We start from the raw sequence: 23,418 nt of genomic DNA on the forward strand, positions 1-23,418 counted from the left end.
CTTGATAGGGTTGCCTCTTGACGAAGCGTTGCTTCCGGACCGATCGACAGCTTGACGTCAGAGCACAACATCCTTCCACAGGGTGCGTGTCGCTTTCTCCGGATCGGCAACCAAAGAAGATGTCGCGTCAAAGCGCCTCGTCTCCCTGGTCGTAAGGTCGTATACCGGCCAGCCGGGATCACCCGTCTTGGCGAAAGAAACCCATGCACTATGCATCGCTTCAGCCAGAGACAAGGGTGGCGCATCACCGATGAATGTCTTGGCTTGACCTGAGGTGAGAGCGTTGAAGCTGAATGGCACATCGACAAAATGCGCAGCACCCAGACGACCACCAAATCCAGGCGACTTCCAAGAGAAATTATAGTGCCAAGTCTTTCGGTTACCACTCCTCAGCTCGGCAATTCGAAGTGCAGCCATCCGGAAGGTATAGTCAGATTGGAGGGCTGTATAAACTTCACCCGGACTGGGGTTCGACGAGGCAGCTCGGTAGACGTCGATCGTATTGGGAGGAAGATTCAGATCTGCCACGAACTGATCGACCACCTCTTGGGTGATATGGTCGACGGCGCCGCCAGGGACCATGTAAATGCGAGCTTCCTCGTCGGTGCTGCCGACGATGATAGGGCAATCCGGCTTCGGCCCAAGCGCCAGCATGTCGATCGGCGAGGCGCTGAGTACGTCTCCGTCGATCACGGGCAGAAAGGCAGTGCCACCGAGCGACAACCTACCCCATTTGGCGCGGTCCTTGAGTTCCTCCTCCAGGCCGGGGCCAGCCGCGATCAGTGTGTCAAATGGCACTCCGGCGAGCCCGGCGACCGTGGGTGCGACGCCGAGCCCTTTGGCGAAGACCTCAGCCAATCGCGCGGCATCGTCGCCGGTCATCGACTGCATGGGCGGGCTCTGCAGAATAGCGCGGCTGAAAAGTCCCTCGGTCTTCGGTGAGGCAAGAAGGATGGCAACACTTTCCGCGCCAGCCGACTGGCCGAACAAAGTGACGTTGGCTGCATCGCCGCCAAAGGCCGCAATGTTGTCTCGCACCCAGTTTAGTGCCGCTATCTGGTCGAGAAGACCTCGGTTTGCCGGCGCGCCCTCTATCGCCATGAAGCCGTCGACGCCCACGCGATAATTGACCGTTACAACGACAATCCCATCTTTCGCAAAGCGCGTGCCGTCATAGACAGGTTCGCCGGCATCGGCGCGGACGAAGGCGCCGCCGGGGATCCACACCATGACCGGCAACTTCTTGGCATTCGGGTCCGGCGTCCATATGTTCAGCGTCAGGTCGTCCAGACCGCCAAACAGCACGGGCTTCGGATCGCGGCTCGGCTGCGGCGGCGGCGGGCCAAAGGCGGAAGCATCGTGGATGCCATCCCAGGGCACGACCGGCCTCGGTGCTTGAAAGCGGGTCGCCGCCAGGAACGGATTGGCGGCATACGGAATTCGCTTGAACGATGATACGCCGTCCATACTCGTTCCGCGTATGCGACCGGAGCGGAGCGTGACCACGGGCTGGCCGATGGCGGCCATCGAGGTGGTAGGGCGAAGCGTCAAGGCGAGCACCGAAGCCATGCCGGCGCCGAATACGGCGCGGCGCGATAAAAGGAAGGGCATTTCGATCTCCCAATTTGGGTCAAGGCAGTACCTACTCCAGGTTTGGCACGGCGGGTTGTCAGTCCGGTCGTCGCCTGACATCGCTATTGTCGTCTTATCATCATCCCCGACGAAGCGATGGTCGTTGAAATTTTAACGCACTACCATCGGGCATTGTCGACCGGCCGATAGCGCAATCGCTTTAGTACATCGAACGCTTGTTGACCGCATTGTCCGGAACCGCCTGGATAACGTCCCAGTGTTCGGCAATCTTGCCGTTCTCGACGCGGAACATGTCGACGATGGCGGTCTCCGGCGTAGCCTCGGTCTTCGGCTGCACGACCTCGATCATGACAAGTGCGCCCTCGGCGATTACGCGCTTGAACTCTACCTTCTGCTTCGGCCAATGGGTGATCCCCATCTTCTCGAGTAGCTGGCGTACGGAGTCGCGTCCGTCGGTCATCGTCGGATTGTGTTGGATGTAGTTGGGCGTCCAGTAGCGATCAAGCGCCGTCAGGTCGTGGTCGCCGAACAGTTCCTGATAGGCCTTCAGGACCAGCGTCTTGTTGATTTGGGAGAGTTCGTATTGCTGCAGGATTGCCTTCTTGTCCAGCTTCGCGCTGCCGGCGACTGCACTGGAGACCGCAAGCGTGGATATCAATATTGCCACGGCGATCATCTTCATCTTTAGCATACCTTTCTCCCTCGGTTTCTTCTTTTCTCAGGAAATGGCTTCCTGCACCATAATGGCGTCGACAAACTAGGTCCTGCCCTGGACGCTGTTATTCTGGGCCTCGCAGACATGCCGCGAAGGAGCACTCATCGACTTGTGGCTTTCCTTGCAGGTTCCGGACTAGACGCCGAAGATAGCGGCACTGTCGCCATAAGCGCATGGACCCCAGCATAGGTTCCTGCATGTGCCAAATCCTCGGGCTCGATATACTCCACGTCCGGAGGGCTGCCATGAGATGGGACCGTTCTGCTCGGGAAGCCTTCGTCAATAGCGCGGATCAGGCCGAGATTGCTGACCATGTCAGCCCCACTTCATCTCGCCCTTGGCCACTTTTGAGCCGATATCGAGTGCAACCCCCATGCCTAGTCCGGGGAAACGTGCTTCCATCGCGGTCTTCAGCGCGTTGGCATCGGCGGCTTTGGCCAGTTCCTCTTCGAAGGCGAGGAGATAAGCTCGGGTGTAAGCGACGGCGGAGAGGTCGGTCGCCGCCTGCGGATCGAGATGGCCGGGCACGACGACCGACGGCTTCAGCGCGGCGATCCTGTCGAGGTTGGCGAGCCAGGCGGCAAAGGCTTCCTTCGTCTGCGTGTCGGCCGTCCAGACATGAACGCCAGAAAAGATCAGCACGCCGCCAAACACAGCGTCGAGCGCGGCAACGTGCAGATAGCGCCGGTTGGCCAGCCCTTCGGCGGTGATGACCTCAACTGTTTCTCCGTCGACTGTTAATGCCGGACCGTCGAAGGCCTCGGGCAACACGACGTCAGCCAGCGTCTGCGGGCCGTTCTCCTTCAACTGCGGCCCCCAGACGGCGAGTTTTTTCTCAACGTTGCCGTTGATGCCGGCAATCGTGTCGGAGGCGGCGATCACCTTGGCGTTTGGGAAGGCTTCGCGCACCGGCTTGAGGCTGAAATAGTAGTCCGGGTCGGATTGGCTCACATAGATCGTGGTCAGCGTCTTGCCCGTCGCTTTGATCGCGTCGGCTAGCGCGCGGCCATCCGAATAGGTGAAACCGCCGTCGATCAGCAGCGCTTCGGTCGGGCCAGTGATCAGCACGGGGGCACGGAAGAAACCTGCCTGGCCTGCGGGGAAATGCTTCCAGCTCAGTTTGGATGAGGTCTTCGTGGTCATTTCGATCTCCTCTGTGGCGAAGCGAGTGTCACTCTGTTGGGCTGATAAAGGCCGAGCCGCTTTTGCGCGTGTCAGGCAGCGCGCAACTGCGCAGCCAGCAGGTCGAAAGCACCGAATAGCGCATTGGCGCGCAGCAGGCGCCGACCCGCATCACCGTCGACGATCAGGGCGGGGACGCCGTCGGCGTCGAAGCGTGCCATTTCGGCGCGCGCCGCCGAAATCCGGCTCCGGTAGGAAGCAAGAAGTGCTTCGTCCGGAGCTTTAATCCGCTCGGCTGCCTCGATAAAGCCAGCCGCGGCTAAGGTTTCAGCGACGACGTTGAGGTCGGCGTTGTTGCGGCCGTCTTGATAGCGGACGCGCTGTAGGGCCTTCAGCGCTTCGAACTCGCGCGCCGGCTCGGTAATGCCAACGGCAATTAGACCGAGTGTGGCCGGCGCGGAGTCGAACAGACTTCCAACAGCGCCGAGCACATGCTCGCGATAAGCGTCTGAAAAAGGTTGGCCGGTCAACTGGGCGATCCGCTGGTCGTTCTGCCACGCATAGGCGGCAAAGTGCTTGTCCATCGGACGCGAGCTCTCGCCGGCGAACAGCCCGGTCGGTGCCAGTGTAAGCGTCAGGCCGTCGAGTTGCGACAGCTTCTCCAGCGTCGGGCCGGCACCATAGCACCAGCCGCAGAGGGGGTCGTACAGGTAGGTGATCTGCATATCCATTTTCCCGTGGGTGGCTGGCAACAGAGATACGCGATCGGGATTGCGCTGAATATAGCGACTAATTATACAGGCTGTGCACCAAAGGCTAACAATAGCGGCCCGCAGCATGGGAACGATCAATCTCAATCGACTTGCCTATTTTGCCGCCGTGGTCGACGCGGGCTCCTTCACGCGTGCCGCCGAGCGGCTGGGCATCACCAAGACCGTTGTCAGCCAACAGGTGGCTCGGCTGGAGGCAGACTTGCGGACCAGTCTGCTGCTCCGGACGACCAGACGAGTTGAGCCGACCGAAGCAGGGCGGTTGCTGCACGCGCGGGCCGTCCTGATCTTGAGCGAAGCCGAGGATGCTTTCGGCGAAGTCGCGGAGGTCACGGCAACCCCTCTGGGGAAATTGCGGATCGCCGCGCCGAACGACTTCGGCACATCGACCATTGCGCCGCTGGTGGCGAAGTTCTGCCGGACCTATCCAGCATGCGCAGTCGACCTCGTCTTGTCGGACGCCAGGATCGACCTAATCACCCACCAGATGGATCTTTCTATCCGGGTCGGCTGGCTCGAGGATTCCAGTCAGCAGGCGCGCCGTATCGGCACATTCCGACAATTTCTCGTTGCTTCGCCGAACTTCGCTCGCACGCTCTCGGTCGATGTCCCCGAGGATCTTGCCCAGCAGCCGTTTATCGCCAACGGCGCCCTGCGCGAGCCGTTGGTCTGGCATTTCTCGCGAGCCGGCTTCGATCGCCGCACCGTCCGTATGCGACCATCAATGACCATTAATGCAACACCCGCCGTGCTTGCGGCGACCGCAGCCGGAGGTGGACTTTCGGTACTGCCTGAGTTCCTAGTGGCTGCCTCACTGCAAGATGGCGCTCTCGTCCAAATCTTGCCCGAGTGGTCTTTGCCATCGGGCGGCATTCATACGGTTTATCCAGCCGCTCGGTTTCGCCCACCGAAGGTGACCGCCTTCGTGGACATGCTGACGGTCCATCTCAATCATGAACAAAACTGGCAAGGTGATTGATGCTATATCCGGTGGCTCTCAGGCGGGGCTCTTCCGGCGAGTTTCACCAACCGCCGACTGTGTCGAGCTATTTGCTAGACGGCTACGTCCTAATCAGGCCTAAACCCCGCAATGTGGTCTCCGTCAGCAACCACAGGTCGCTTTCGTCCCGCACGACTTTAGAGAGGACATTGAGCCCGACCATTAGATTTTGCAGAGCAAGCGCCAGAGCTTGAACATCTGCACGGCTGTCAATTTCGCCTTGTTCCCGCGCTATTGCCAATAGCTCTGCTATGCGCTTCGTTGAATTCGTAGCCAAGCTGGTCAGCATTGGCGCCGGTCCCTCCTCTGATGGGCAGAGCTCGGCAATCGAATTCACGATGATGCAGCCTTTCCCCTCCGGATCAGCAGCACGAATACGGCAAATGTTTCGCAGGACACGATGAAGGAGAGGGAGGATAGGTCCTTCCACCTCCTGATATAGTGGTGCATCCGGCGCAGTGGCTGCATATCGGGAGATGATTTCAGCAAACAGCTCATCGCGCGAACCGAAGGCGTTGTAGAAACTTGATCGCGGAATGCCCAGTCGCTCGGATAGAGACTTCACGGACGCTTGCTCGTAGCCACCTCGTCGGATGATTTCCGTGGCGATATCCAAAGCTTCATTGCGGTCAAACTTACTTGGTCGTGCCAATTTTCGATCTCACTTATTAGTTTTGTACATATATGGACAAAACAATCGAAATACAATATTCGTGCGGCAAGACGGACATAGAGCCTTCATTCAGGAGATGAAAGTGACTGCTTTGATTATGGTCCAAGCACGCCCGAAGGTCATCAGAAAACAGGGTAGGGTTTCGGCACGTTCTCTCACCTGGAATTGGCATCATTGTAAGCGGCGTGAGGTCGTGACTCGGAGCCAATGACGCTGGCCGGCACATGAAAACGCAGGTGGCCTAGCTCCGTCTTCGAAGGCGCACTCCCCCTCAATATTGATATCGCTACGGAGTATTATCTATGTTCAATTTCTTCCCATCGCGACGAATTGCAGTTCTCGCGCGGCTTTTGGCATTGTCGTTCACCGCGACCGCGACGCTGCTTGCCACTTCGGCATGGGCGGCTGACAGGGCGCCGGGAGTGAAGAGCATTGTCCTCGTGCATGGAGCCTTCGCCGATGGGGGGATCTGGTCCGATGTCATCCGACTGCTGCAGGCTCGAGGTTACCACGTTACGGCCGTTCAGAATCCCTTGACGTCGCTGGCAGACGACGTAGAGGCAACGCGCCGGGTTCTCGCAAGGCAGAAAGGCGATGTTCTGCTGGTGGGGCATTCTTGGGCAGGCGCGGTCGTGACCGAAGCCGGGAACGCTGCCAATGTGAAGGGTATCGTTTATCTCTCGGCCCTCGCTCCGGATAGCAATGAATCCGTCGCGGAATTACTAAAGAAGCGCGACGCGCCCATGGAAGGTCTCCTGCCGGACGCGAATGGTCTCATTTGGCTCGATGATCCAGCCGTATTTGCTCACGTCATGGCAGGGGATGTTTCCAGCAAACGCGCTGCGGTCCTTGCTGCGACCCAACAGCCGATGGCCGCAAAAGCATTCGGCGAAAGCATCACTCACGCCGCGTGGCTAGACAAGCCCACCTGGTATCTGGTGACGCAGGGAGACAATGCTCTGCCGACCCCTGTGCAGGAATGGATTGCTAAACACATCGGTGCCAAGACTGCGACTATCAAGTCGAGCCACGTGTCTATGATCTCCCATCCTTATTTTGTCGCGGATTTGATCGCTAAGGCGGCAAGAGAGGCGAGGTGAATGCCGATTTCGGTGACAGACCCACTAAGAGTTCACGCGTCATTTGACTAATGCACCGGTTCACCGCTGGTCCAATCGGATAGTGGATATCGCTTGCGGTCGCCGACACCACCGCTACCTGTCGGCGGGTTACCCTGTCATCGGAATCACCTTCGCTGAGTTTCATCCGAACAATCGTCCACAATCACGGGCATTGCATTTGCGATACGTGAACGGCGCAACTCCGTCGGTGATTGCCCAAATTGCCTGCGAAACAGCCTGGCAAAATGAGAAGCGCTGTCAAACCCGATCTCGAGAGCGATGTCGATGAGTGATGCCTTCGTCTGGAGAACCAGTTGCCTTGCACGTTCCATGCGGATGCGCGTGTAAATTGCTCCAGGAGATGTTTTCATTTCCTCGGTGAACAGACGTTCGAGCTGCCGCCGGGACAGCCCGACCGATGCGGCAAGATCTTCGGTCGGCACCACATCCTCGATATGGCTCTCCATGGTAATCAACACGGCCTTGAGGCGTGGGTCCTGGCATTCGATCGCCAGCGGCTTGCGCGGCTGAATATCCAGCCCGGATCGGGCGCGCTCGATCTGCAGCACTTCAAGCGCGTTTCGTTCGGCATCCCGGCTGATGTGCCGTCTGACGAGAAAGGCAGCCATATCGGCAGCGCTACTTCCGCCAGCACATGATCCGCGGCTCCGGTCGAGATTGAACAGGCGATCGGAGCGAACGGGGTTTTCGGGGAATTGCTCCCGGTAGGCCTGATAATGCAGCCAGCTGACGCAGGTCTGGTGTGTTTTCATCAAGCCGAGGCGCGCTAGAATGAACGTGCCGGTGCAAACCCCAATCAGCGGGATTTTCTCAGACGCAGCCTTCTTCAGATCTGATGGTCGATAGTGATGTCGGCGTTCAGAAGTCCGCCGACCACGACGATGTAGTGGAACTTCTTCGGGTCGATAAAGTCCGATGGCGACAGGCGAGAAATCAGGGAACCTCCTTCAGAGACGCCGCTGAGATACTGGAGTCTCGCGAAAATGGGGTGTTCCGTCCTTCCTGGTCGATTTGTATTGGAGCAGCAGCATCCCGGCAACCGAAACAATGATCATGGCTGCGCCAATGAGGATCGGCGTCGTTACGCTTTCTCCAAGGAATGTGTAGCCAATGGCGACGGCGATGATCGGATTTATGAATGTGTAAGTAGCGACCAACGAAGGCGATATTCGCCGTAGCAGCCAGGTATATGCGGCAAAGGCTATCACGGTGCCGAACAGAATCAGGTAGGCCAAGCCACCTAGCGAAACGGCGGAGATCCGGGTCGGCTGCACAGCGTCCAACTCGCCCGACAGCGCGCTGATTGCGGCCAACGCAACGCCGCCGGCGAGCAGTTCGATCCCGGCGAGCCCCGCCGAGGCAAATTTTGCGGAATGGCGCTCCGATATGACTGTTCCGACCGCCCATGAGAAGGAGGCCCCCAACAGGAGAATCAAATCGACGGGGTGCACCGCGCTCGCGCCGGAAGATATTTCCTGCCATGCGATGAGAGCTACGCCTGCGATGCCGGGAACGAGGAGTGCCGCTCTTATCCCGGTCGGCCGCTCACCTCCGGGAATGAAAGCCTGCAGGAGCACGATCCAGAACGGGATCGTTGCCAGGAGCAGAGCGGCCACGCCGGATGGAACGCGTTGCTGCGCATATGCCAGAACGCCGTGGCATCCGACGAAGAACAGCAAGCCACAAACTGCCGCGATCCCCCACATCCTAACGGATGGAGCTTCGGAACCCCTTACCCTCGCATAGGCATAGAGAATAGTGCCCCCGATCAAACAGCGTATGCCCATCAGAAGAAAGGGCGGCAGCGTTTGCAGACCCAAAGCTAAGGCAAGATAGGTCGATCCCCAAATGATATAGATCGCGGCAAAGGCCGCGCCAAACGTGATATGCGTCCTTGAAAGCATCATGGCTAGTCCTAACCTTTTATAGGGTTAGAGACAAAACCAGGATCAAGATCATGAGTTCCAAAGAATATCGACATTCAAGCGCCGACGGCGACCCCAAAGAAGAATTGGCGATCCGGTTTGTGAATACGGCAGCTTGGCGTTTGCGCTCGTCTCGTGAGGAACGGCTTCCTGACGCCCAGGCATTCTTGCAGTGGCTGGCAGCCAACCTAGCTCGGAGTGAACAGCAGTTGGCACCGATCAGTGCACGCTGGCGCACACATCAACAAGATGGCGCAAAAGTCTACGAGGCGGCGATTGCACTGCGCGAAACTATCTATGAACTCCTCGTCGCTCGCATCGCCGACGTCGCCCCGCCGATCGAGGCCCTCGAGTATTTCAACGCTCTTTTGGTTCGCCACGCGGATGGAATAAGGCTGGGGTCGATGGCGGGTGAACTGGCCTGGTGTATCGACGAAGCCAGCGATTCAGATCTGCTCAAACCCATCATCATATCCGCGGCCAACCTCATGACCGGTCCTAAAGCGCATCGTATCCGCCAATGCCAGGATGACCGCGGCTGTGGATGGCTGTTCGTCGACGAGAGCAGGGCGATGAACAGGCGCTGGTGTTCGATGGGAGATTGCGGGAACCGTGCAAAGGCGCAGCGGCATTATCGACGTTCGCGCGGTAAAAGCGATAGTCCCTCCAGCTAGCCAGTGCTCTCTTACACTGGGTAGTCAGTAAACATGCCAGCTCATGCGGATCGATCGCAAACGCGGCGTCGATGCGATGAGCGCTATCGGTATGGAGGACAATGATTGCGGCCGCCGGATTCCGGCTTGCTACTTGCCTTGGAGAAGGAGCCCGCTCGCAATTAGACTAAGGGTCGTGGTCAGTGCGGTTCCTCGCCATTGCCAGTGGTCGAGATGGCAGCTCTCTGGCCTCCCCTCTTCCTCCCAAATCCTGCAGGCGCGCTCGCGGTGCTTTTCGTCATTTCGTTCTTCGTTGCCGGCCGTTGAAATTTCTCATCGTTCCTGAAGACGGATTGGTTTCCTTCGGACAAGCCGATTGTAAGGGCATCTCGTTCGTCAGGTCATCGAAGGAAAGTGTTTTGCGCTTCGCCGCCATGAGCAGATCAAGCTCGATCGAAGAAGGGCCGAACCGAACGAACAGGTCTTCGGCCGTCGCGTCATCGAGTCCGTATTTCTTCTGGAAATCCGCCAGACTATAGGGGACGCCTCTTGTCGGCCGGCGCCGTTCGAAAGACCGTTGTATTTCCATATCTGATGATCCTCCTAACTCCGATCCAAGCAACTCGATCGGCGAGCTAAAAGTTCCTTCGAGCATGGAATATAACGAAAGGAGCACGCAATGATTAATACCGGCGCGGGGGCCGAGTTGGTCGAGTTGCGTCAGCTCAGCGCTAATGGTCGCTGCGAGACAGCAAGGCGACCGATCCGCGCGGGATCAGACTTGTTTTTATGGTAGCGCGTCCGACAGGAATGTCCTTGCCGCTCAGGCGCGAAATCAGCCGTTCGGCCGCCTCCTTGCCCATCTCGTAGACAGGCTGGTCGATGACGGTGATCGGCGGTGTCGTGACGGTTGTCCAATCGGCGTCCAGAAACGAAATCATCGAGATGTCGCGCGGTATCGATAATCCGAGGGTCTGCAGAGACTTGAAAACTCTAAGGCCGACGAGACTGTCCGAAGCGATGAGGGCGGTTGGGGGGGCTACGTCTTGCAACAGACGCTTGACGACGCCATCCGTTTTCGGCTGGTCCGTGGCGCCGAGACGCACGTAATGCCGAGCCTCCTCTATGCCGGCGTCGGCTTGCTCCCTCAGAGCCCCCTCCACGCGTTCGCGCACCGCGGAATTGGAAATGCTGCTGATATCGTCAAGGAATTCGCTCTCAGCATCCATCGCCGATATATAGGCGATCCGCCGATGCCCCATGTCGATAAGATGGCGGGTCGCGCTCGCGGCGGCGTCAAAATCATCACCGGTGACCGCATCGACGCCTAGCTCCGGAATGGTTCTGTCAAACAGAACGAGTGGCACGCCGACGCGGCGTATATCCTGGAGATGCTCCATCCGATCGCATCGTGCCGGTGTCACGATCAATCCATCGACACGCTTGCCGATCAGCAGGTCGACCGCTGATTTCTCCGCCTCGATCTCCTCGCCGGAATTGGCGATGATGACGTTGAAACCAGCCATGCGTGCGACATCGCTGATCCCTCTGACGGCGAGGCTGAAGAAAGCATTCTCTATATCGCCGACCACAACCCCGATGATGCCGGATTTGCCTGTGGTCATGCTTCGGGCGAGTTCGTTCGGTCGATATTCGAGTGCCGTCGCCGCGGCAAGCACCTGCTCGCGAACCCTGTCGCTGACGACGCCATAGCCACCGAGCACGCGCGCCGCAGTCGCCTTTGAGACATTCGCGGCTCTCGCAACATCGGCGACAGTGACGGAGCGTTTCGAGGTAAGGGGTTCTTCCATTCGATGACGATTACAAGAGTTGTTGACGGACGGTCAATCTCACGGTAACAAATAAGAATGAGACCGGTCTCTTTTAATATGAAACCGGTCTCTTGTCCAGATAACCTCTTTCCGATCCATGGGTGAGGGATGGGCGCGCATGCATGAATGCCAATAAGAGCATCCTTCAGAGCGGAGAACGAACATGAAACTATCTGCCATATTCTCGGCCTTTGCCGTGCCCTTGGGCGCCAGCCTGCTGGCCTGCCTCGTCGCAGCAAGCGCGGTCCCAGCAGTTGCGGCCGACAATCCCTATAATCTGATCGATCCGAACGTCATCAGCGTCGGCACGATGGGAGATTCCAAGCCCTACACCTTCACGACGGCCGACGGGCAATTCACCGGCTTCGATATCGAACTCTTTCTGAACGTCGTTTCCCGCATGGGCTTTCCTAAGGACAAGGTGACGTTTACCGGCCAGGAATTCTCGGCCTTGCTGCCCTCCGTTGCCAACCAGCGTTTCGACGTCGCCGTTGCCGCAATCGGAACCACCGAGGCACGCAAGAAGACGGTCGATTTCTCCGATGGTTATCTCGCCGGCTACCTCTCGGTTCTGACATCGGATGCCTCGATCAAGGATGCAGCCGGTCTCAAGGGCAAGCGCCTAGGCGTCGTGCAGGGCACGCTGCAGGAGATCTATGCGACAAAGAATTTTGCCGGCACGGACCTCGTCAAATTCCCGGACAACAATTCCGCCGTGGCGGCGCTGAACAACGGCACCATCGACGCGCATTTCCTCGACTATGAAGCCGCCAAGCAATATGGTGAGCGCTATCCCGCGCTGAAAATCGCGGTGAATATCCCATCCTTCGACGCACCGGCGGGCTTCGTCGTCCACAAGGGCAACGATGCCTTCCGGCTGGCGCTCAACAAGGCACTGCACGGAGCGATGCAGGACGGCACCTGGAAGACGCTCTATGAGAAGTGGTTCCCCGGCTCACCGATGCCTGATCAATATCTTCCCAAGAAGTAAGGCCGCGCCGCCGTCCGGCTTGCCGGGCGGTGGCATCAAACCGCCTGACGAATTTCATGGGGAATTGAATGGATTGGCTTGAAAACCTCCGTCGCAGCTTTCTCGACTGGAATGCGATGGCCGAAGTTCTGCCGAGCATGATCACGGTCGGACTGAAGAACACACTGATCCTGGCGGCAGCCTCCACTGTGCTTGGCGTTGTGATCGGCATGGTGCTGGCCGTGATGGGTATCTCGCAGTCGCGCTGGCTGCGTTTGCCGGCGCGCATCTACACCGATATATTTCGTGGCCTGCCGGCGATCGTGACGATTCTGATCATCGGCCAGGGCTTTGCCCGCCTCGGCCGCGAGATATTCGGTCCGTCGCCCTTTCCGCTGGGGATCATCGCACTCAGCCTGATCGCCGGCGCCTATATCGGCGAGATCTTTCGATCCGGCATTCAAAGCGTCGAACGCGGGCAGATGGAGGCCTGCCGTGCGCTTAGCATGAGTTACGGGCAGGGGATGCGGCTGATTATTATCCCTCAAGGCGTGCGGCGCGTCCTGCCGGCGCTCGTCAACCAGTTCATCGGCAACGTCAAGGATTCCAGCCTTGTCTACTTTCTAGGATTGCTGGCTTCGGAGCGCGAAATTTTTCGCGTCGGCCAGGATCAGGCCGTCGTCACCGGCAATCTCTCACCCTTGTTGCTGGCAGGCGTCTTCTATCTTGTCATCACCGTTCCGTTGACCCACCTGGTCAACTATATCGATGCACGTCTGCGTCTTGGACGCCAGGGCCGTAGTTCCGGTGCGACAAGCGGTCTTGTCGAGGTCGGCGAACTCGAGGCGGCCTCGAACGCTCAGGTTCCCGGCGTTTTGCGCTTCAAGGGCGGGGCCGTTCAAATCCGCGATCTCAGCATGTCCTACGGCGACCTCGAAGTGCTGAAGGGCATTGATCTCGACATAGCAAAGGGCACCGTAACCTGCGTCATCGGCCCCTCGGGCTCGGGAAAGTCGACGCTGCTCCGATGCCTGAACCGCTTGGTCGAGCCAAAACGCGGCGATATCCAGCTCGATGGCGAAAGCATTCTGTCGATGAAGCCGGAAAGCCTGCGCCGCCGCGTCGGCATGGTCTTTCAGCACTTCAATCTCTTTCCGGATCACACGGCGCTGGAAAACGTCATGCTGTCGTTGATGAAGATCAAGAAGGTGCAAAAAAACGAGGCTCGCCGGATCGCCGAAAGCCGCCTCGCCGAGGTCGGGCTCGCCGGACGCAAGGACCATCGGCCCGCCGGCCTTTCCGGCGGCCAGCAGCAGCGCGTCGCCATCGCCCGGGCTCTCGCCATGGATCCGGAAGTCATCCTTTTCGACGAAGTTACGAGCGCACTTGACCCCGAACTGGTGAAGGGCGTTCTCGATTTGATGGCCAATCTCGGACGCCAGGGGATGACCATGGCGGTCGTCACCCACGAAATGGGATTTGCCCGCAGGGTGGCCGACCAGGTCGTCTTCATGGATGAAGGCCGCGTCGTCGAAGCCGGCACGCCGCAACAGATTTTCGACAATCCGCAAAGCGAACGCCTGAAGCGCTTCCTCGCTGAGGTTCTCTGACAAACAGGGTCGGCGAGACGTCCGACGGCCTTTCGATTGCAACATTCAAACTGACAAGGTTTCCCAACATGCATGCTTCCACTCGCCCTTCGAAAGTCGTTGTCGTCGGCGGCGGTATCTTCGGAGTTTCCGCGGCCGTTCATCTGGCTCGGCTTGGCGTTCAAACAACGCTGATCAATGACGGTCCTTTGGCAAATGGCGCATCCGGCCGCTCACTCGCCTGGCTCAATTCTGCAAGGCGACGGTCCGACGCCTATCATCGGTTGCGCCTAGCTGGGATCGACCGTTATCGTACACTTTCCGCCAAATATCCGGATGCGGCTTGGCTGCGCTTCGATGGTGGTCTCACCTGGGATGCTGATGATGCCGGCAACGACATTGCCGCCGTTTTCGAGTATGAGCGTGACCTTGCCTATCACGCGCTGTTGCTGACGCCCGATCAGATCGCCAAGGCGACGCCTGGCGTCGATGCCCGCTCGGTGACCAGACAGGGAGCGATCTTCAATCCGGGGGAGGGTTGGGTCGACCTGCCATCCCTGATCGGTGTTCTTGCCGAGGAGTTCCGGTTACTGGGCGGCGAAGTCGTCACCGATGCCGGCCGGGCAACCGTGAATGTCGAGGGCGGCCGCGCCATCGGCGTTACGACCGCGAATGGTGTCACTTGGGTGGCGGATGCCGTGCTGCTGGCGGCTGGTGGTGAAGTGCCGGCGATCGTTGCGGAGGCAGGCCAGCATATCAGTGATGATACGCCAATTGCGCTTCTCGTTCGCACGAAGCCGATCAAGCACCAGCTGAAGGCGGTCCTCAATACGCCGCGCGTCGCCATCCGCCCGACACCCGACGGCGCCTTCGCGCTGGATTCGGCCTGGTCGGAGGAAGAGGTGATCAAAAATGTCGACGGTAGCTACGAAATCAAGCCCTCAACGCTCGAAGGCTTGCTGCTTGAAGCCTCCAAGGTGCTGGAAGGGAATCCGAAGCTCGAAATCGGCGACTACGGCGTCGGCCCCAAACCTATTCCGGGCGATGGCGAGCCGGTATTCGGCGAATTGCAGGCGATCCCGGGCTACTTCGTCGCCTTCAGCCACAGCGGTGCCACTCTCGGCTTGATCGCGGGCGAGTTGCTTGCCGACGAGATCGCCACCGGTAAACGGCATCCGCTTCTGGCTTCCTTCCGGCCGGAACGCTTCGCGAGGTAGTGCGATCGGAAAGTGCCGGATCTTCCGATCCTCGCCATTGCCGGAGCAGGGCGAGGATCACACCCTCAGAAACATGTCGGATATAGGCGGGACGCCTCCGCACGGAACAGATGGAACAATCGTAAAGGTCAGTGATTTGCCGTGCGAAGGTCACGTCATGTTGATCGCGAAAGACGCCGGCATTCAATGCTTGCGGAAAAAGGCATGCGTGAATGCCCCTGAATAGATGTAGGACATCTGTTCGGGCTTGTCGCACAGGAAATCGTCACAGGCCTTCTTTACGCCGGGAAGATAGTTCCATCCGTCCGGATTGATCTCGGTGTCGCAATAGTCATCGACAAGACAAATCCCGCCTTTGGAAAGCCGCGGATAAACATTTTCCAGGCTGATCACGATCGAGTCGTAGAGATCTCCATCCAGATAGGCGAAGCTTATCTTTTTCGGTAGCCCGTCGGCCAACGTATCCTTGAACCAGCCTTTGTGAATTATCGGGAGGCGTAATCCATGCAGTTTGAAATTGTGAACCAGAACCTCTTCCGAGGTTGCAAGATCGCCTTCGCTGTAGGAAGCACCATCTACATCGCTCGCCGGTGGAAGGCCTTCGAAACTATCGAAAACGTGAAGCTGCTTTGAAGATCCGAAATCGCTGATCACCTTTGCGATCAGCACGGAGGACTGGCCCTGATTGCAGCCAACCTCCACCAGGTCTCCCTCCACGTCATAGGCGATTGTCTGGGAGACCAGATGGAACATGTTCATTCTCTGCTCGACATTGGTGGAAACACCTGAATGCACAGCAGAAAATTTCATGCCTGTTATCCGGTATAAGATCGCATCGACAAAAGAAGCGGTTCGCGATTCGATGCCGAAGCGCCTTGTTATGAGATTAAGCGCTCGATCGGCATGAGATGATCTCCGTAAACCCCAATCGAAATTTCTTGTGATAAAGAAATTGTCCACGTTAATCCTCCCGATGTTCTCCCATGATGACAATATCATCATGACATTATACTTTCTATATTCAGTTGGCAGCGAGAATTACAAATGTGAATTCTGCTCGCACAGGCGTTGCGAGCCCGTAAGATCTCTAAAGTGCATAGTGGCTGTTAAGCCGGGGGCGTGAGCTCGCTCTATTCAAGGAAACCATAGTTGGGGGAGGAATGGATGATCGCCATCGCGAGAGGAGTGAATTCGGCGACACCTGCCGGAAGTAAGTTCGCATCGATAAGGCTGGGCGGCTAGTCCAGAGGCTGTCCTATTCACCATGGCTTGCGATCAAAAGCTGACATTCCGTTCTCGGCCTCGGGCACTCCATCGAGATCAAGCCGATGTATGCTAGGCCTTAGATGGACCGCAGGTGCAGCGTCAAACGCGGCTAAACTCTATACTTAATTATAGAGGGTATCTGATTTGCGGATCAAACAATGCCAGCCGTATAGAAAGGGTGCCCTGTTTGGACGTCAAACGAGGCAACACCGATCTCCTCGCTTGAACCATTATCGGAGGCCTTGAAAGCAGCGCTATGCCTTGTTCTTGCGCACAGCGTCTGCGACCGTCACCTTCTTAGGGATGAGCTTGAGCTCGAAAAAGGCGTCGGCGATGGCTTGCTGTTGTGCCACCACGGAGCCATCAAGGCTGCTGATGCCATAGGATTGACGCTCTAGCGCCTTGACAAGGATAGGTTCCGGGATGCCGACCGACGGCGATAGTTCCGCGGCCGCCGCCGCGGTGTCGGACTTGGTCCATGCGTCAATCTCGGAAATAGCCTCGATCAGGACATCAACGGCTTCGCCGTGATCGTCGACCAGTGCGTCGGTGCCGAGGTAGAACTGATGGTTGGGAACGATGCCCTCACCGTTTCTAAGCTCTCGCGCTTCAAGCGCCACTTCTGCCGCCGCTTGAAAGGGATCCCAGATGACCCATGCATCGACTGCGCCCCTTTCGAAGGCTGCACGGCCGTCGGCTGGCGCGAGAAAGGATGGCTCGACGTCCGCATAGGTCAAGCCAGCTTCCTCAAGAGCCTTCACGAGCAGATAATGAACGTTCGAGCCCTTATTGAAGGCGATTTTTTTCCCCTTCAAATCTGCAACGGTTTTTATAGAGCTATCTTTCGGGACAAGAATGGCTTCGCCGCGTGGGGCTGGCGGCTCATGTGCAATGTAGACAAGCGGAGCGTTCGCGGCCTGAGCGAAAATTGGCGGAGTTTCGCCGGTCGATCCGAAATCGACAGCACCAGCGTTCAGCGCCTCCAGGAGCTGGGGACCGCCAGGAAACTCGGCCCATTCAACCCGGTAGTTGATTGCCTCGAGTTTCTTTTCCAGGGTTCCCTTGCCCTTGAGGAGCACCAGCGTTCCATATTTCTGGTAGCCGATGCGCACGACCTTGTCGGCCGCCCTTGCAATTCGAATATCCGTTAGTGGCGCCGCGATAGCACCAGCTACGACCGCGGTGAAAGCCCGCCTTGTGATCTTCATCATGCCCTCCGAAACAAGCTCGAACCAAACTAAAGTATCCTTATATTTTTTCTAGAATGTACATCCTGCGAAGCGGGCTTCTCCGGAAATCACTTTTTTATTCTATCGGATTTCAGGCAAAGAACTGCGTCTCATGACGTGTTCGATGATCGTCGTTGAGGCCACTTTTGGATCGCTGCCGGTAGCGTGGCGTCGGTCTCGAAATCAGTCATTCCATCGAGGTCAAGCTGATGTATGCAATTGAAAATCCGAGGTGGAATACTTTTGTAATATCAGGGTCGCGGGTTCTGATCGCTTCAAGAGCGCCAAGGGTTCCAAATCTTAAAATCAATGCCTAGCGGGGGGAGCCAATCGGGCGGAGAATTCCCATCAGCCAACCCGGCGGCGAGAACGGATCATGAAGCGCTTCAAGTCGAAACGACATCTGCAACGCTTCGTTTCCATCCCTGACCCGACTGCCAACGTGTTCAACACTCCCCGCTCCGACATAACCTTAAGCCATTTTCGCGAACTGCGTGCGGCAGCGAGGAGCCTGTGGACGCAAATCGCTCGGGTATGAACCGTGAATGCGACTAGGCCCACCATTGCACCGCGGTCGTTAAGCCGGACGTACAATGGGCGAGATCTCACTGCCGCAGGCGAATATTGTCTTCCATGTACCGACGTTCAAAATCGTCGATCATTTGGCATCATGAATGAATAGTATCTAATTTCATAAATCAAAGAATAGGCGACAAAAGCGATAAGATTTGATAAATTTACGCTAGCCGGTTGCGGTTTGATTGTAGATAAAATTCGCCGGACGTCTTTGCAGCGCCAGCCGGTATATGGTGCAGGAGGAGAGATGTTATGGTGGCATTCCACGTCATGGCCGGTGCGAGCGGCGAATTTGCGCGCCCGGAAGTGCGGAAGATAAAGATCGGAGATCTTATCGATGCGCTGAGATTGGGACTTAATGATTTCGGAGCGAAGCCCTCACATTACGTTTTTCTCTGTCTTATATATCCGATTACAGGCGTTTTCCTGATCATGTGGAGTTCCGGCGCTAACCTGATGCCGTTGCTTTATCCCTTGATGTCCGGCTTTGCGCTGGTTGGCCCGATTGCGGCCCTTGGCCTTTATGAAATCAGTCGACGCCGCGAACAGGGACTGGATAGCTCATGGTATCACGCGTTGGAGGTCTGCCGCTCTCCGGCACTGCCATCGATCATTGCGGTGGGCTTCATGCTGTTCGCGCTTTTCGTCGCTTGGTTATTTGTCGCGCAGCATATCTACACCCTCACCTTCGGCAAGGCCGATCTGACCTCGGTCTCCACCTTCCTGTTAGATGCACTGACCACTTCTCAAGGTCTCTCCCTTATACTTTGGGGAAACTTGGCCGGTTTCGTTTTCGCAATAATTGTGTTGGCGACGACTGTGGTGACCTTCCCGCTGCTGCTCGACCGGGATGTCGGCGCAACCGCGGCCGTAAATGCGAGCATACGCGTCACGCTTGCCAATCCAGGGCCTGTTGCGCTTTGGGGATTGATCGTCGCGGCGCTGCTCGTCGTCGGCACGATCCCGATTTTTGTCGGCCTTGCGGTCGTCATGCCCATCCTCGGGCATTCGACTTGGCACCTGTATCGGAAATTGATTGCCGCCTATCCGAACCGCACGTCTTGAATTCACAAAGGAAACTTACCCCGGGATCATCCCTCCAAGCCATTACGACCTGTTGTCCAATGGGAGTCGCGTCGTTTGGAATAGCGATGAAGAGAATGAGGATTACCATGTCTTGCCGTTTTCTTTCGATCTGTCTGCTTCTCGCCATCGCCACCCCGTATGACGCTCTCGCGCAGGAGGGCGATGCGACCGCGGGAGCCATTGTTTTCAAGAAATGTGCCATTTGCCATATAGCCGAAACGGACCAGAACAAGATCGGACCTTCGCTGAACGGTCTGTTCGGCAGAACGGCTGGAACACATCCGAATTTCGCCTATTCGCCGGCAATGCAGCAGGCAGGCAAAGACGGCCTCGTCTGGAGCGAGACATCGCTCCGCGACTATTTGCACGATCCCAAGGCGAAGGTGAAAGGCACGAAAATGACCTTCATCGGGCTGAAGGACGATACCGAGATTACCAATCTGATCGCCTATCTGAAGCAATACTCCAAATAGCCAGATGGCAAATTGGGATGAGCTGTCTTCCGTGCCGCCGGTTGGATCGGCGGAATTCCGCTCGGTGATGTGACACCGCCGCTCTGTTCGCGCGGTGCCTTCGCGCCCCGTATGGTTTGTCAGGATGAGCCGCTGTCGTTGTCGCAATTGCTCGCCTGACCTCTTCATGAGATAATGCTAAAATCTCTCGCGATGGGATTGTGGAAATATTCGCGGCCGGGTCAGGGAGGCGACAATGGCTGTCGTCATAGTTCTCGTTCTGCTGGTGGTGGGATCGATCGCATTCCATCTGCTTAGTCCTTGGTGGTGGACGCCGATTGCGTCGAACTGGAGCTATATCGACAACACGATTGTCATCACATTCTGGATCACCGGCATTGTTTTCACGACCGTCGTCTTGTTCATAGCCTATTGCGTCCTGCGCTTCAGGCATCGCGCCGGAAACCAGGCGGCATACCAGCCTGAAAACAAGCGGTTGGAATGGTGGCTTGCCGGCGGAACCGCAATTGGCGTGGCTGCGATGCTCACACCGGGCCTCTTCGTATGGAAACAGTTCGTAACGGTCCCGAGTGACGCCAGCGAGGTCGAAGTCGTCGCTCAGCAATGGCAATGGAGTTTCCGGCTGCCGGGGGCGGACGGAAAGCTGGGTCGGGCGGATACGCGCAATGTTGCTCCGGATAATCCGCTCGGCCTGAACAAGAACGATCCCGCCGGAACGGACGATGTCATCGTCGAAGGCGGCGAACTGCACATACCCGCCGGCAAGCCGGTGAAGATGCTTCTGCGCTCGATCGATGTCGTTCACGATTTCTACGTGCCGGAATTCCGGGCCAAGATGGACATGATCCCCGGCACGGTCACCTATTATTGGTTCACGCCGACGCGAACGGGAACCTTCGAGGTTCTCTGCGCAGAGTTGTGCGGCGTCGGTCATCCCCAGATGCGCGGCACAGTCGTCGTCGATACCGACACCGCCTATCAAGCCTGGCTGCAGCAACAGCCGACTTTTTCGAAATCGCTGGCGTCGGCGCAAAAATAAGCGCCATGTGCAGCTGAGGAGGAAGGCTGCATCGCAGGGAACAGGGAGGATGGAATATGGTCGAGATTGGATCTGGCACCGAGCAGGTCATCCAGCCCGCTGAGGTCGAGGATGTGGAGCTTTATCACCCCAGAAGCTGGTGGACGAAATATGTCTTCAGCCAGGATGCCAAGATCATTGCTATTCAGTATTCTCTGACCGCCATCTCGATCGGCATGGTGGCGCTGGTGCTGTCCTGGCTGATGCGCCTGCAGCTCGGGTTTCCCGGCTATTTTTCCTTCATCGACACGGAACATTATTATCAGTTCATCACCATGCACGGCATGATCATGGTGATCTATCTGCTGACGGCGCTATTCCTCGGTGGCTTCGGCAACTATCTGATCCCCTTGATGCTCGGCGCCCGTGACATGGTGTTCCCCTATGCGAACATGCTGAGCTACTGGCTTTATCTGCTCGCGGTCATTGTGCTGGTCATCGGCTTCTTCGCGCCTGGTGGGCCAACGGGTGCCGGCTGGACGCTGTATCCACCGCAGGCACTTCTATCCGGGACGCCGGGAGGACGCGACTGGGGCATCATCCTGATGTTATCGTCGCTGATCCTATTCATCATCGGCTTTACCATGGGTGGGCTCAACTATGTCGTCACGGTGCTACAGGGTCGCACCCGTGGTATGACGCTCATGCGAATGCCCTTGACGGTTTGGGGTATATTCACCGCCACCGTCATGGCATTGCTTGCTTTCCCGGCGCTCTTCGTCGCAGCCGTCATGATGCTGTTCGACCGCTTGCTCGGCACGAGCTTCTTCATGCCCGCGATCGTCGAGATGGGTGAGCAGTTAAAGCAGGGCGGCGGCAGCCCGATCCTGTTCCAGCATCTGTTCTGGTTCTTCGGTCACCCCGAAGTCTATATCGTCGCGCTTCCAGCCTTCGGTATCGTCTCGGACCTGATCAGCACGCATGCACGCAAGAACATTTTCGGCTACAGGATGATGGTCTGGGCGATCGTCATCATCGCAGCGCTGAGCTTCATCGTGTGGGCCCATCACATGTATGTCAGCGGCATGAATCCGAACTTCGGGTTCTTTTTCGCGACCACGACGTTGATCATCGCCATCCCGACGGCCATCAAGGTCTATAACTGGGTGCTGACGCTTTGGCGCGGCGATATCCATCTGACATTGCCGATGCTGTTTGCCCTGGCGTTTATCGTCACATTCATCAATGGCGGGCTGACCGGCCTTTTTCTCGGCAATGTCGTCGTCGACGTGCCGCTGTCCGATACCATGTTCGTCGTTGCTCATTTCCATATGGTAATGGGGGTCGCGCCGATCCTGGTGATCTTCGGTGCAATCCACCATTGGTATCCGAAAGTCACGGGGCGCATGCTCAACGTGACGATGGGGCATATCCACTTCTGGATCACCTTTCTCGGCGCCTATGCGATCTTCTTCCCGATGCACTATCTCGGCCTGATGGGTGTGCCGCGGCGTTATTACGAGCTTGGCGAAACCGCTTTCATTCCGCCGTCGGCGCATACGCTGAACATGTTCATCACCGTTGCCGCATTGATCGTGGGAGCTGCTCAGCTTGTGTTCCTGTTCAATCTCGCCTGGAGTCTTCGCTGGGGCAGGCAAGCGGGCGGCAATCCTTGGCGTGCGACGACGTTGGAATGGCAGACTCCGCAAACGCCGCCCGTTCACGGCAATTGGGGCAAGGAGCTGCCGATCGTCTACCGCTGGCCATATGATTACAGTGTTCCCGGAGCGGATCAGGACTTCCTGCCGCAGAATCAGCCGGCCTCGGTCGGGCCGTCCGAAAGGGCGTTGTCATGAGCGCCATTCTCATCTTCATGGCGGGGATCGCCGGCATCATCATCTGGTGGATGGCAGGACAGCGGCTGACCTCAAAGCCCTGGCTGGAAGCAGGCCTTGCGGGCGATGCGCCGGAGATGCGGGGATCATCGGCGACCGCGGCGAAAGTCGGTCTCGGCATCTTTCTCGCCGTCGTCGGCGCCTTGTTCACGCTCCTCATCAGCGCCTATCTTACCCGCCTCAGTGGCTCCGACTGGTGGAGTATTCCAATCCCCCGACTGCTTTGGGTGAATACCGCTGCCCTTGCCGCTAGCAGTGTCGCATTGCAGTGGGCGAAAACCGAAGCCTGTCTCGACCGCAGCGAGATGCTGAATACGGCTCTTGCCGTGGCCTTCGCACTGGCTGTTCTGTTTCTGGCCGGGCAGGTTCTGGCGTGGCGGCAACTGGTGTCGGCAGGTTATGTGCTTGCAGACAACCCATCCAACAGCTTCTTCTATATGATCACCGGATTGCATGGCCTGCACATATTGGGTGGGCTTTTCGTGCTCGGGCGAACAGCAATCCGCGCTCGCATCAGCCCTGTCCTCGCAAGAGTTCGCCTAAGCGTGGATCTCTGCGCCGTCTATTGGCATTTCATGCTCGTTGTCTGGCTGATCCTTTTTGCGCTCTTTGCCGGCTGGGCAAATAGTTTCGTCGATCTCTGCCGTCAATTGGTCAGTTGAGGAGCCTCGATG

22 protein-coding genes and 2 pseudogenes are annotated in these 23,418 nt (G+C 57.6%); 12 read left to right on the forward strand and 12 right to left on the reverse strand.

What is annotated here, in order from left to right:
• Window positions 1-57: 57 nt before the first annotated feature.
• From AC13QE_RS00735 to AC13QE_RS00750, 4 genes are all read right to left on the reverse strand, one after another.
• Window positions 58-1,611 carry a carboxylesterase/lipase family protein gene (locus AC13QE_RS00735; protein ID WP_488482160.1) on the reverse strand — a complete coding sequence of 518 codons (1,554 nt, stop codon included), beginning with the start codon at window positions 1,609-1,611 and terminating at the stop codon, window positions 58-60.
• A gap of 181 nt (window positions 1,612-1,792) precedes the next feature.
• Window positions 1,793-2,284 carry a nuclear transport factor 2 family protein gene (locus AC13QE_RS00740; protein WP_488482161.1) on the reverse strand — a complete coding sequence of 164 codons (492 nt, stop codon included), beginning with the start codon at window positions 2,282-2,284 and terminating at the stop codon, window positions 1,793-1,795.
• 339 nt (window positions 2,285-2,623) lie between these two features.
• A complete protein-coding gene (locus tag AC13QE_RS00745; protein ID WP_488482853.1) occupies window positions 2,624-3,457 on the reverse strand; it encodes an MBL fold metallo-hydrolase in 834 nt (277 codons plus the stop codon).
• Between the two features lie 65 nt (window positions 3,458-3,522).
• Window positions 3,523-4,155, reverse strand: a complete 633-nt coding sequence (locus tag AC13QE_RS00750) for a DsbA family protein (protein ID WP_488482162.1) — start codon at window positions 4,153-4,155, stop codon at window positions 3,523-3,525.
• A 112-nt stretch (window positions 4,156-4,267) separates the two neighbouring features.
• Here AC13QE_RS00750 and AC13QE_RS00755 point away from each other — a divergent pair, with 112 nt between their 5' ends.
• Window positions 4,268-5,179, forward strand: a complete 912-nt coding sequence (locus AC13QE_RS00755; RefSeq protein WP_488482163.1) for a LysR family transcriptional regulator — start codon at window positions 4,268-4,270, stop codon at window positions 5,177-5,179.
• 82 nt (window positions 5,180-5,261) lie between these two features.
• On the opposite strand, the gene AC13QE_RS00760 is transcribed toward AC13QE_RS00755, so the two are convergent.
• The gene (locus AC13QE_RS00760) at window positions 5,262-5,852 is read right to left on the reverse strand and encodes a TetR/AcrR family transcriptional regulator (RefSeq protein WP_488482164.1); all 591 of its coding nucleotides are present in this window, start codon (window positions 5,850-5,852) and stop codon (window positions 5,262-5,264) included.
• A 323-nt stretch (window positions 5,853-6,175) separates the two neighbouring features.
• Between AC13QE_RS00760 and AC13QE_RS00765 the strand changes: the two genes are divergently transcribed.
• Complete coding sequence (locus tag AC13QE_RS00765; RefSeq protein ID WP_488482165.1) at window positions 6,176-6,973, forward strand: alpha/beta fold hydrolase; 798 nt, start codon at window positions 6,176-6,178, stop codon at window positions 6,971-6,973.
• Window positions 6,974-7,119: 146 nt separating this feature from the next.
• Here AC13QE_RS00765 and AC13QE_RS00770 read toward each other — a convergent pair.
• Both AC13QE_RS00770 and AC13QE_RS00775 read right to left on the reverse strand, forming a co-directional pair.
• Window positions 7,120-7,931, reverse strand: a pseudogene (locus AC13QE_RS00770) (GlxA family transcriptional regulator); the annotation flags it as partial.
• Window positions 7,932-7,962: 31 nt separating this feature from the next.
• Window positions 7,963-8,922 (reverse strand): EamA family transporter, encoded by a 960-nt coding sequence (locus tag AC13QE_RS00775; protein WP_488482166.1) that lies wholly within the window; start codon window positions 8,920-8,922, stop codon window positions 7,963-7,965.
• Window positions 8,923-8,972: 50 nt separating this feature from the next.
• Between AC13QE_RS00775 and AC13QE_RS00780 the strand changes: the two genes are divergently transcribed.
• Window positions 8,973-9,614 (forward strand): CGNR zinc finger domain-containing protein, encoded by a 642-nt coding sequence (locus tag AC13QE_RS00780; RefSeq protein ID WP_488482167.1) that lies wholly within the window; start codon window positions 8,973-8,975, stop codon window positions 9,612-9,614.
• A 129-nt stretch (window positions 9,615-9,743) separates the two neighbouring features.
• On the opposite strand, the gene AC13QE_RS00785 is transcribed toward AC13QE_RS00780, so the two are convergent.
• From AC13QE_RS00785 to AC13QE_RS00795, 3 genes are all read right to left on the reverse strand, one after another.
• Complete coding sequence (locus tag AC13QE_RS00785; protein WP_488482854.1) at window positions 9,744-9,923, reverse strand: DUF2934 domain-containing protein; 180 nt, start codon at window positions 9,921-9,923, stop codon at window positions 9,744-9,746.
• Window positions 9,892-10,182 carry a hypothetical protein gene (locus tag AC13QE_RS00790; RefSeq protein WP_488482855.1) on the reverse strand — a complete coding sequence of 97 codons (291 nt, stop codon included), beginning with the start codon at window positions 10,180-10,182 and terminating at the stop codon, window positions 9,892-9,894. Before AC13QE_RS00790 ends, AC13QE_RS00785 begins: the two co-directional genes overlap by 32 nt.
• 142 nt (window positions 10,183-10,324) lie before the next feature.
• The gene (locus AC13QE_RS00795) at window positions 10,325-11,404 is read right to left on the reverse strand and encodes a LacI family DNA-binding transcriptional regulator (protein WP_488482168.1); all 1,080 of its coding nucleotides are present in this window, start codon (window positions 11,402-11,404) and stop codon (window positions 10,325-10,327) included.
• A 184-nt stretch (window positions 11,405-11,588) separates the two neighbouring features.
• On the opposite strand from AC13QE_RS00795, the gene AC13QE_RS00800 reads away from it, so the two are divergent.
• The 3 genes from AC13QE_RS00800 (at window position 11,589) to AC13QE_RS00810 (ending at window position 15,201) form a co-directional block, all read left to right on the forward strand.
• Window positions 11,589-12,416: an ABC transporter substrate-binding protein gene (locus tag AC13QE_RS00800; protein WP_488482169.1), complete on the forward strand. Its 828-nt coding sequence runs from the start codon at window positions 11,589-11,591 to the stop codon at window positions 12,414-12,416.
• Window positions 12,417-12,484: 68 nt separating this feature from the next.
• Window positions 12,485-14,005: an amino acid ABC transporter permease/ATP-binding protein gene (locus AC13QE_RS00805; protein WP_488482170.1), complete on the forward strand. Its 1,521-nt coding sequence runs from the start codon at window positions 12,485-12,487 to the stop codon at window positions 14,003-14,005.
• A 68-nt stretch (window positions 14,006-14,073) separates the two neighbouring features.
• The gene (locus AC13QE_RS00810) at window positions 14,074-15,201 is read left to right on the forward strand and encodes an NAD(P)/FAD-dependent oxidoreductase (protein ID WP_488482171.1); all 1,128 of its coding nucleotides are present in this window, start codon (window positions 14,074-14,076) and stop codon (window positions 15,199-15,201) included.
• 183 nt (window positions 15,202-15,384) lie between these two features.
• Here the strand turns inward: AC13QE_RS00810 and AC13QE_RS00815 are convergent, their stop codons facing one another.
• Entirely contained in the window at window positions 15,385-16,161 is a 777-nt protein-coding gene (locus AC13QE_RS00815) for a TylF/MycF/NovP-related O-methyltransferase (RefSeq protein ID WP_488482172.1), read from the reverse strand.
• Window positions 16,162-16,721: 560 nt separating this feature from the next.
• Window positions 16,722-17,675 (reverse strand): sulfonate ABC transporter substrate-binding protein, encoded by a 954-nt coding sequence (locus AC13QE_RS00820; protein ID WP_488482173.1) that lies wholly within the window; start codon window positions 17,673-17,675, stop codon window positions 16,722-16,724.
• Window positions 17,676-18,024: 349 nt separating this feature from the next.
• On the opposite strand from AC13QE_RS00820, the pseudogene AC13QE_RS00825 reads away from it, so the two are divergent.
• The 6 genes and pseudogenes from AC13QE_RS00825 to AC13QE_RS00850 all read left to right on the forward strand — a co-directional run.
• A pseudogene (locus AC13QE_RS00825) lies at window positions 18,025-18,234 on the forward strand (IS6 family transposase); the annotation flags it as partial.
• A gap of 290 nt (window positions 18,235-18,524) precedes the next feature.
• On the forward strand, window positions 18,525-19,337 hold the full coding sequence (locus AC13QE_RS00830) for a DUF2189 domain-containing protein (protein WP_488482174.1): 813 nt from the start codon (window positions 18,525-18,527) through the stop codon (window positions 19,335-19,337).
• Window positions 19,338-19,444: 107 nt separating this feature from the next.
• Complete coding sequence (locus AC13QE_RS00835; protein WP_132720929.1) at window positions 19,445-19,831, forward strand: c-type cytochrome; 387 nt, start codon at window positions 19,445-19,447, stop codon at window positions 19,829-19,831.
• 235 nt (window positions 19,832-20,066) lie between these two features.
• Window positions 20,067-20,870, forward strand: a complete 804-nt coding sequence (locus AC13QE_RS00840) for a cytochrome c oxidase subunit II (protein ID WP_132720930.1) — start codon at window positions 20,067-20,069, stop codon at window positions 20,868-20,870.
• 56 nt (window positions 20,871-20,926) lie between these two features.
• Window positions 20,927-22,705 (forward strand): cytochrome c oxidase subunit I, encoded by a 1,779-nt coding sequence (locus AC13QE_RS00845; protein ID WP_488482175.1) that lies wholly within the window; start codon window positions 20,927-20,929, stop codon window positions 22,703-22,705.
• Window positions 22,702-23,406: a cytochrome c oxidase subunit 3 gene (locus AC13QE_RS00850; protein WP_488482176.1), complete on the forward strand. Its 705-nt coding sequence runs from the start codon at window positions 22,702-22,704 to the stop codon at window positions 23,404-23,406. The genes AC13QE_RS00845 and AC13QE_RS00850 overlap by 4 nt, the downstream gene beginning before the upstream one ends.
• Window positions 23,407-23,418 lie beyond the last annotated feature (12 nt).

It is taken from the genome of Martinezella sp. CNPSo 3957 (genome assembly GCF_057784395.1).

Bases quoted from the DNA above. Each gene is read 5' to 3' on its own strand.
- AC13QE_RS00735 (WP_488482160.1), bottom strand. From the start codon at position 1,611: ATGCCCTTCCTTTTATCGCGCCGCGCCGTATTCGGCGCCGGCATGGCT.
- AC13QE_RS00740 (WP_488482161.1), bottom strand. From the start codon at position 2,284: ATGCTAAAGATGAAGATGATCGCCGTGGCAATATTGATATCCACGCTT.
- AC13QE_RS00750 (WP_488482162.1), bottom strand. From the start codon at position 4,155: ATGCAGATCACCTACCTGTACGACCCCCTCTGCGGCTGGTGCTATGGT.
- AC13QE_RS00755 (WP_488482163.1), top strand. From the start codon at position 4,268: ATGGGAACGATCAATCTCAATCGACTTGCCTATTTTGCCGCCGTGGTC.
- AC13QE_RS00765 (WP_488482165.1), top strand. From the start codon at position 6,176: ATGTTCAATTTCTTCCCATCGCGACGAATTGCAGTTCTCGCGCGGCTT.
- AC13QE_RS00775 (WP_488482166.1), bottom strand. From the start codon at position 8,922: ATGATGCTTTCAAGGACGCATATCACGTTTGGCGCGGCCTTTGCCGCG.
- AC13QE_RS00780 (WP_488482167.1), top strand. From the start codon at position 8,973: ATGAGTTCCAAAGAATATCGACATTCAAGCGCCGACGGCGACCCCAAA.
- AC13QE_RS00790 (WP_488482855.1), bottom strand. From the start codon at position 10,182: ATGGAAATACAACGGTCTTTCGAACGGCGCCGGCCGACAAGAGGCGTC.
- AC13QE_RS00795 (WP_488482168.1), bottom strand. From the start codon at position 11,404: ATGGAAGAACCCCTTACCTCGAAACGCTCCGTCACTGTCGCCGATGTT.
- AC13QE_RS00800 (WP_488482169.1), top strand. From the start codon at position 11,589: ATGAAACTATCTGCCATATTCTCGGCCTTTGCCGTGCCCTTGGGCGCC.
- AC13QE_RS00805 (WP_488482170.1), top strand. From the start codon at position 12,485: ATGGATTGGCTTGAAAACCTCCGTCGCAGCTTTCTCGACTGGAATGCG.
- AC13QE_RS00810 (WP_488482171.1), top strand. From the start codon at position 14,074: ATGCATGCTTCCACTCGCCCTTCGAAAGTCGTTGTCGTCGGCGGCGGT.
- AC13QE_RS00820 (WP_488482173.1), bottom strand. From the start codon at position 17,675: ATGAAGATCACAAGGCGGGCTTTCACCGCGGTCGTAGCTGGTGCTATC.
- AC13QE_RS00830 (WP_488482174.1), top strand. From the start codon at position 18,525: ATGGTGGCATTCCACGTCATGGCCGGTGCGAGCGGCGAATTTGCGCGC.
- AC13QE_RS00835 (WP_132720929.1), top strand. From the start codon at position 19,445: ATGTCTTGCCGTTTTCTTTCGATCTGTCTGCTTCTCGCCATCGCCACC.
- AC13QE_RS00840 (WP_132720930.1), top strand. From the start codon at position 20,067: ATGGCTGTCGTCATAGTTCTCGTTCTGCTGGTGGTGGGATCGATCGCA.
- AC13QE_RS00845 (WP_488482175.1), top strand. From the start codon at position 20,927: ATGGTCGAGATTGGATCTGGCACCGAGCAGGTCATCCAGCCCGCTGAG.
- AC13QE_RS00850 (WP_488482176.1), top strand. From the start codon at position 22,702: ATGAGCGCCATTCTCATCTTCATGGCGGGGATCGCCGGCATCATCATC.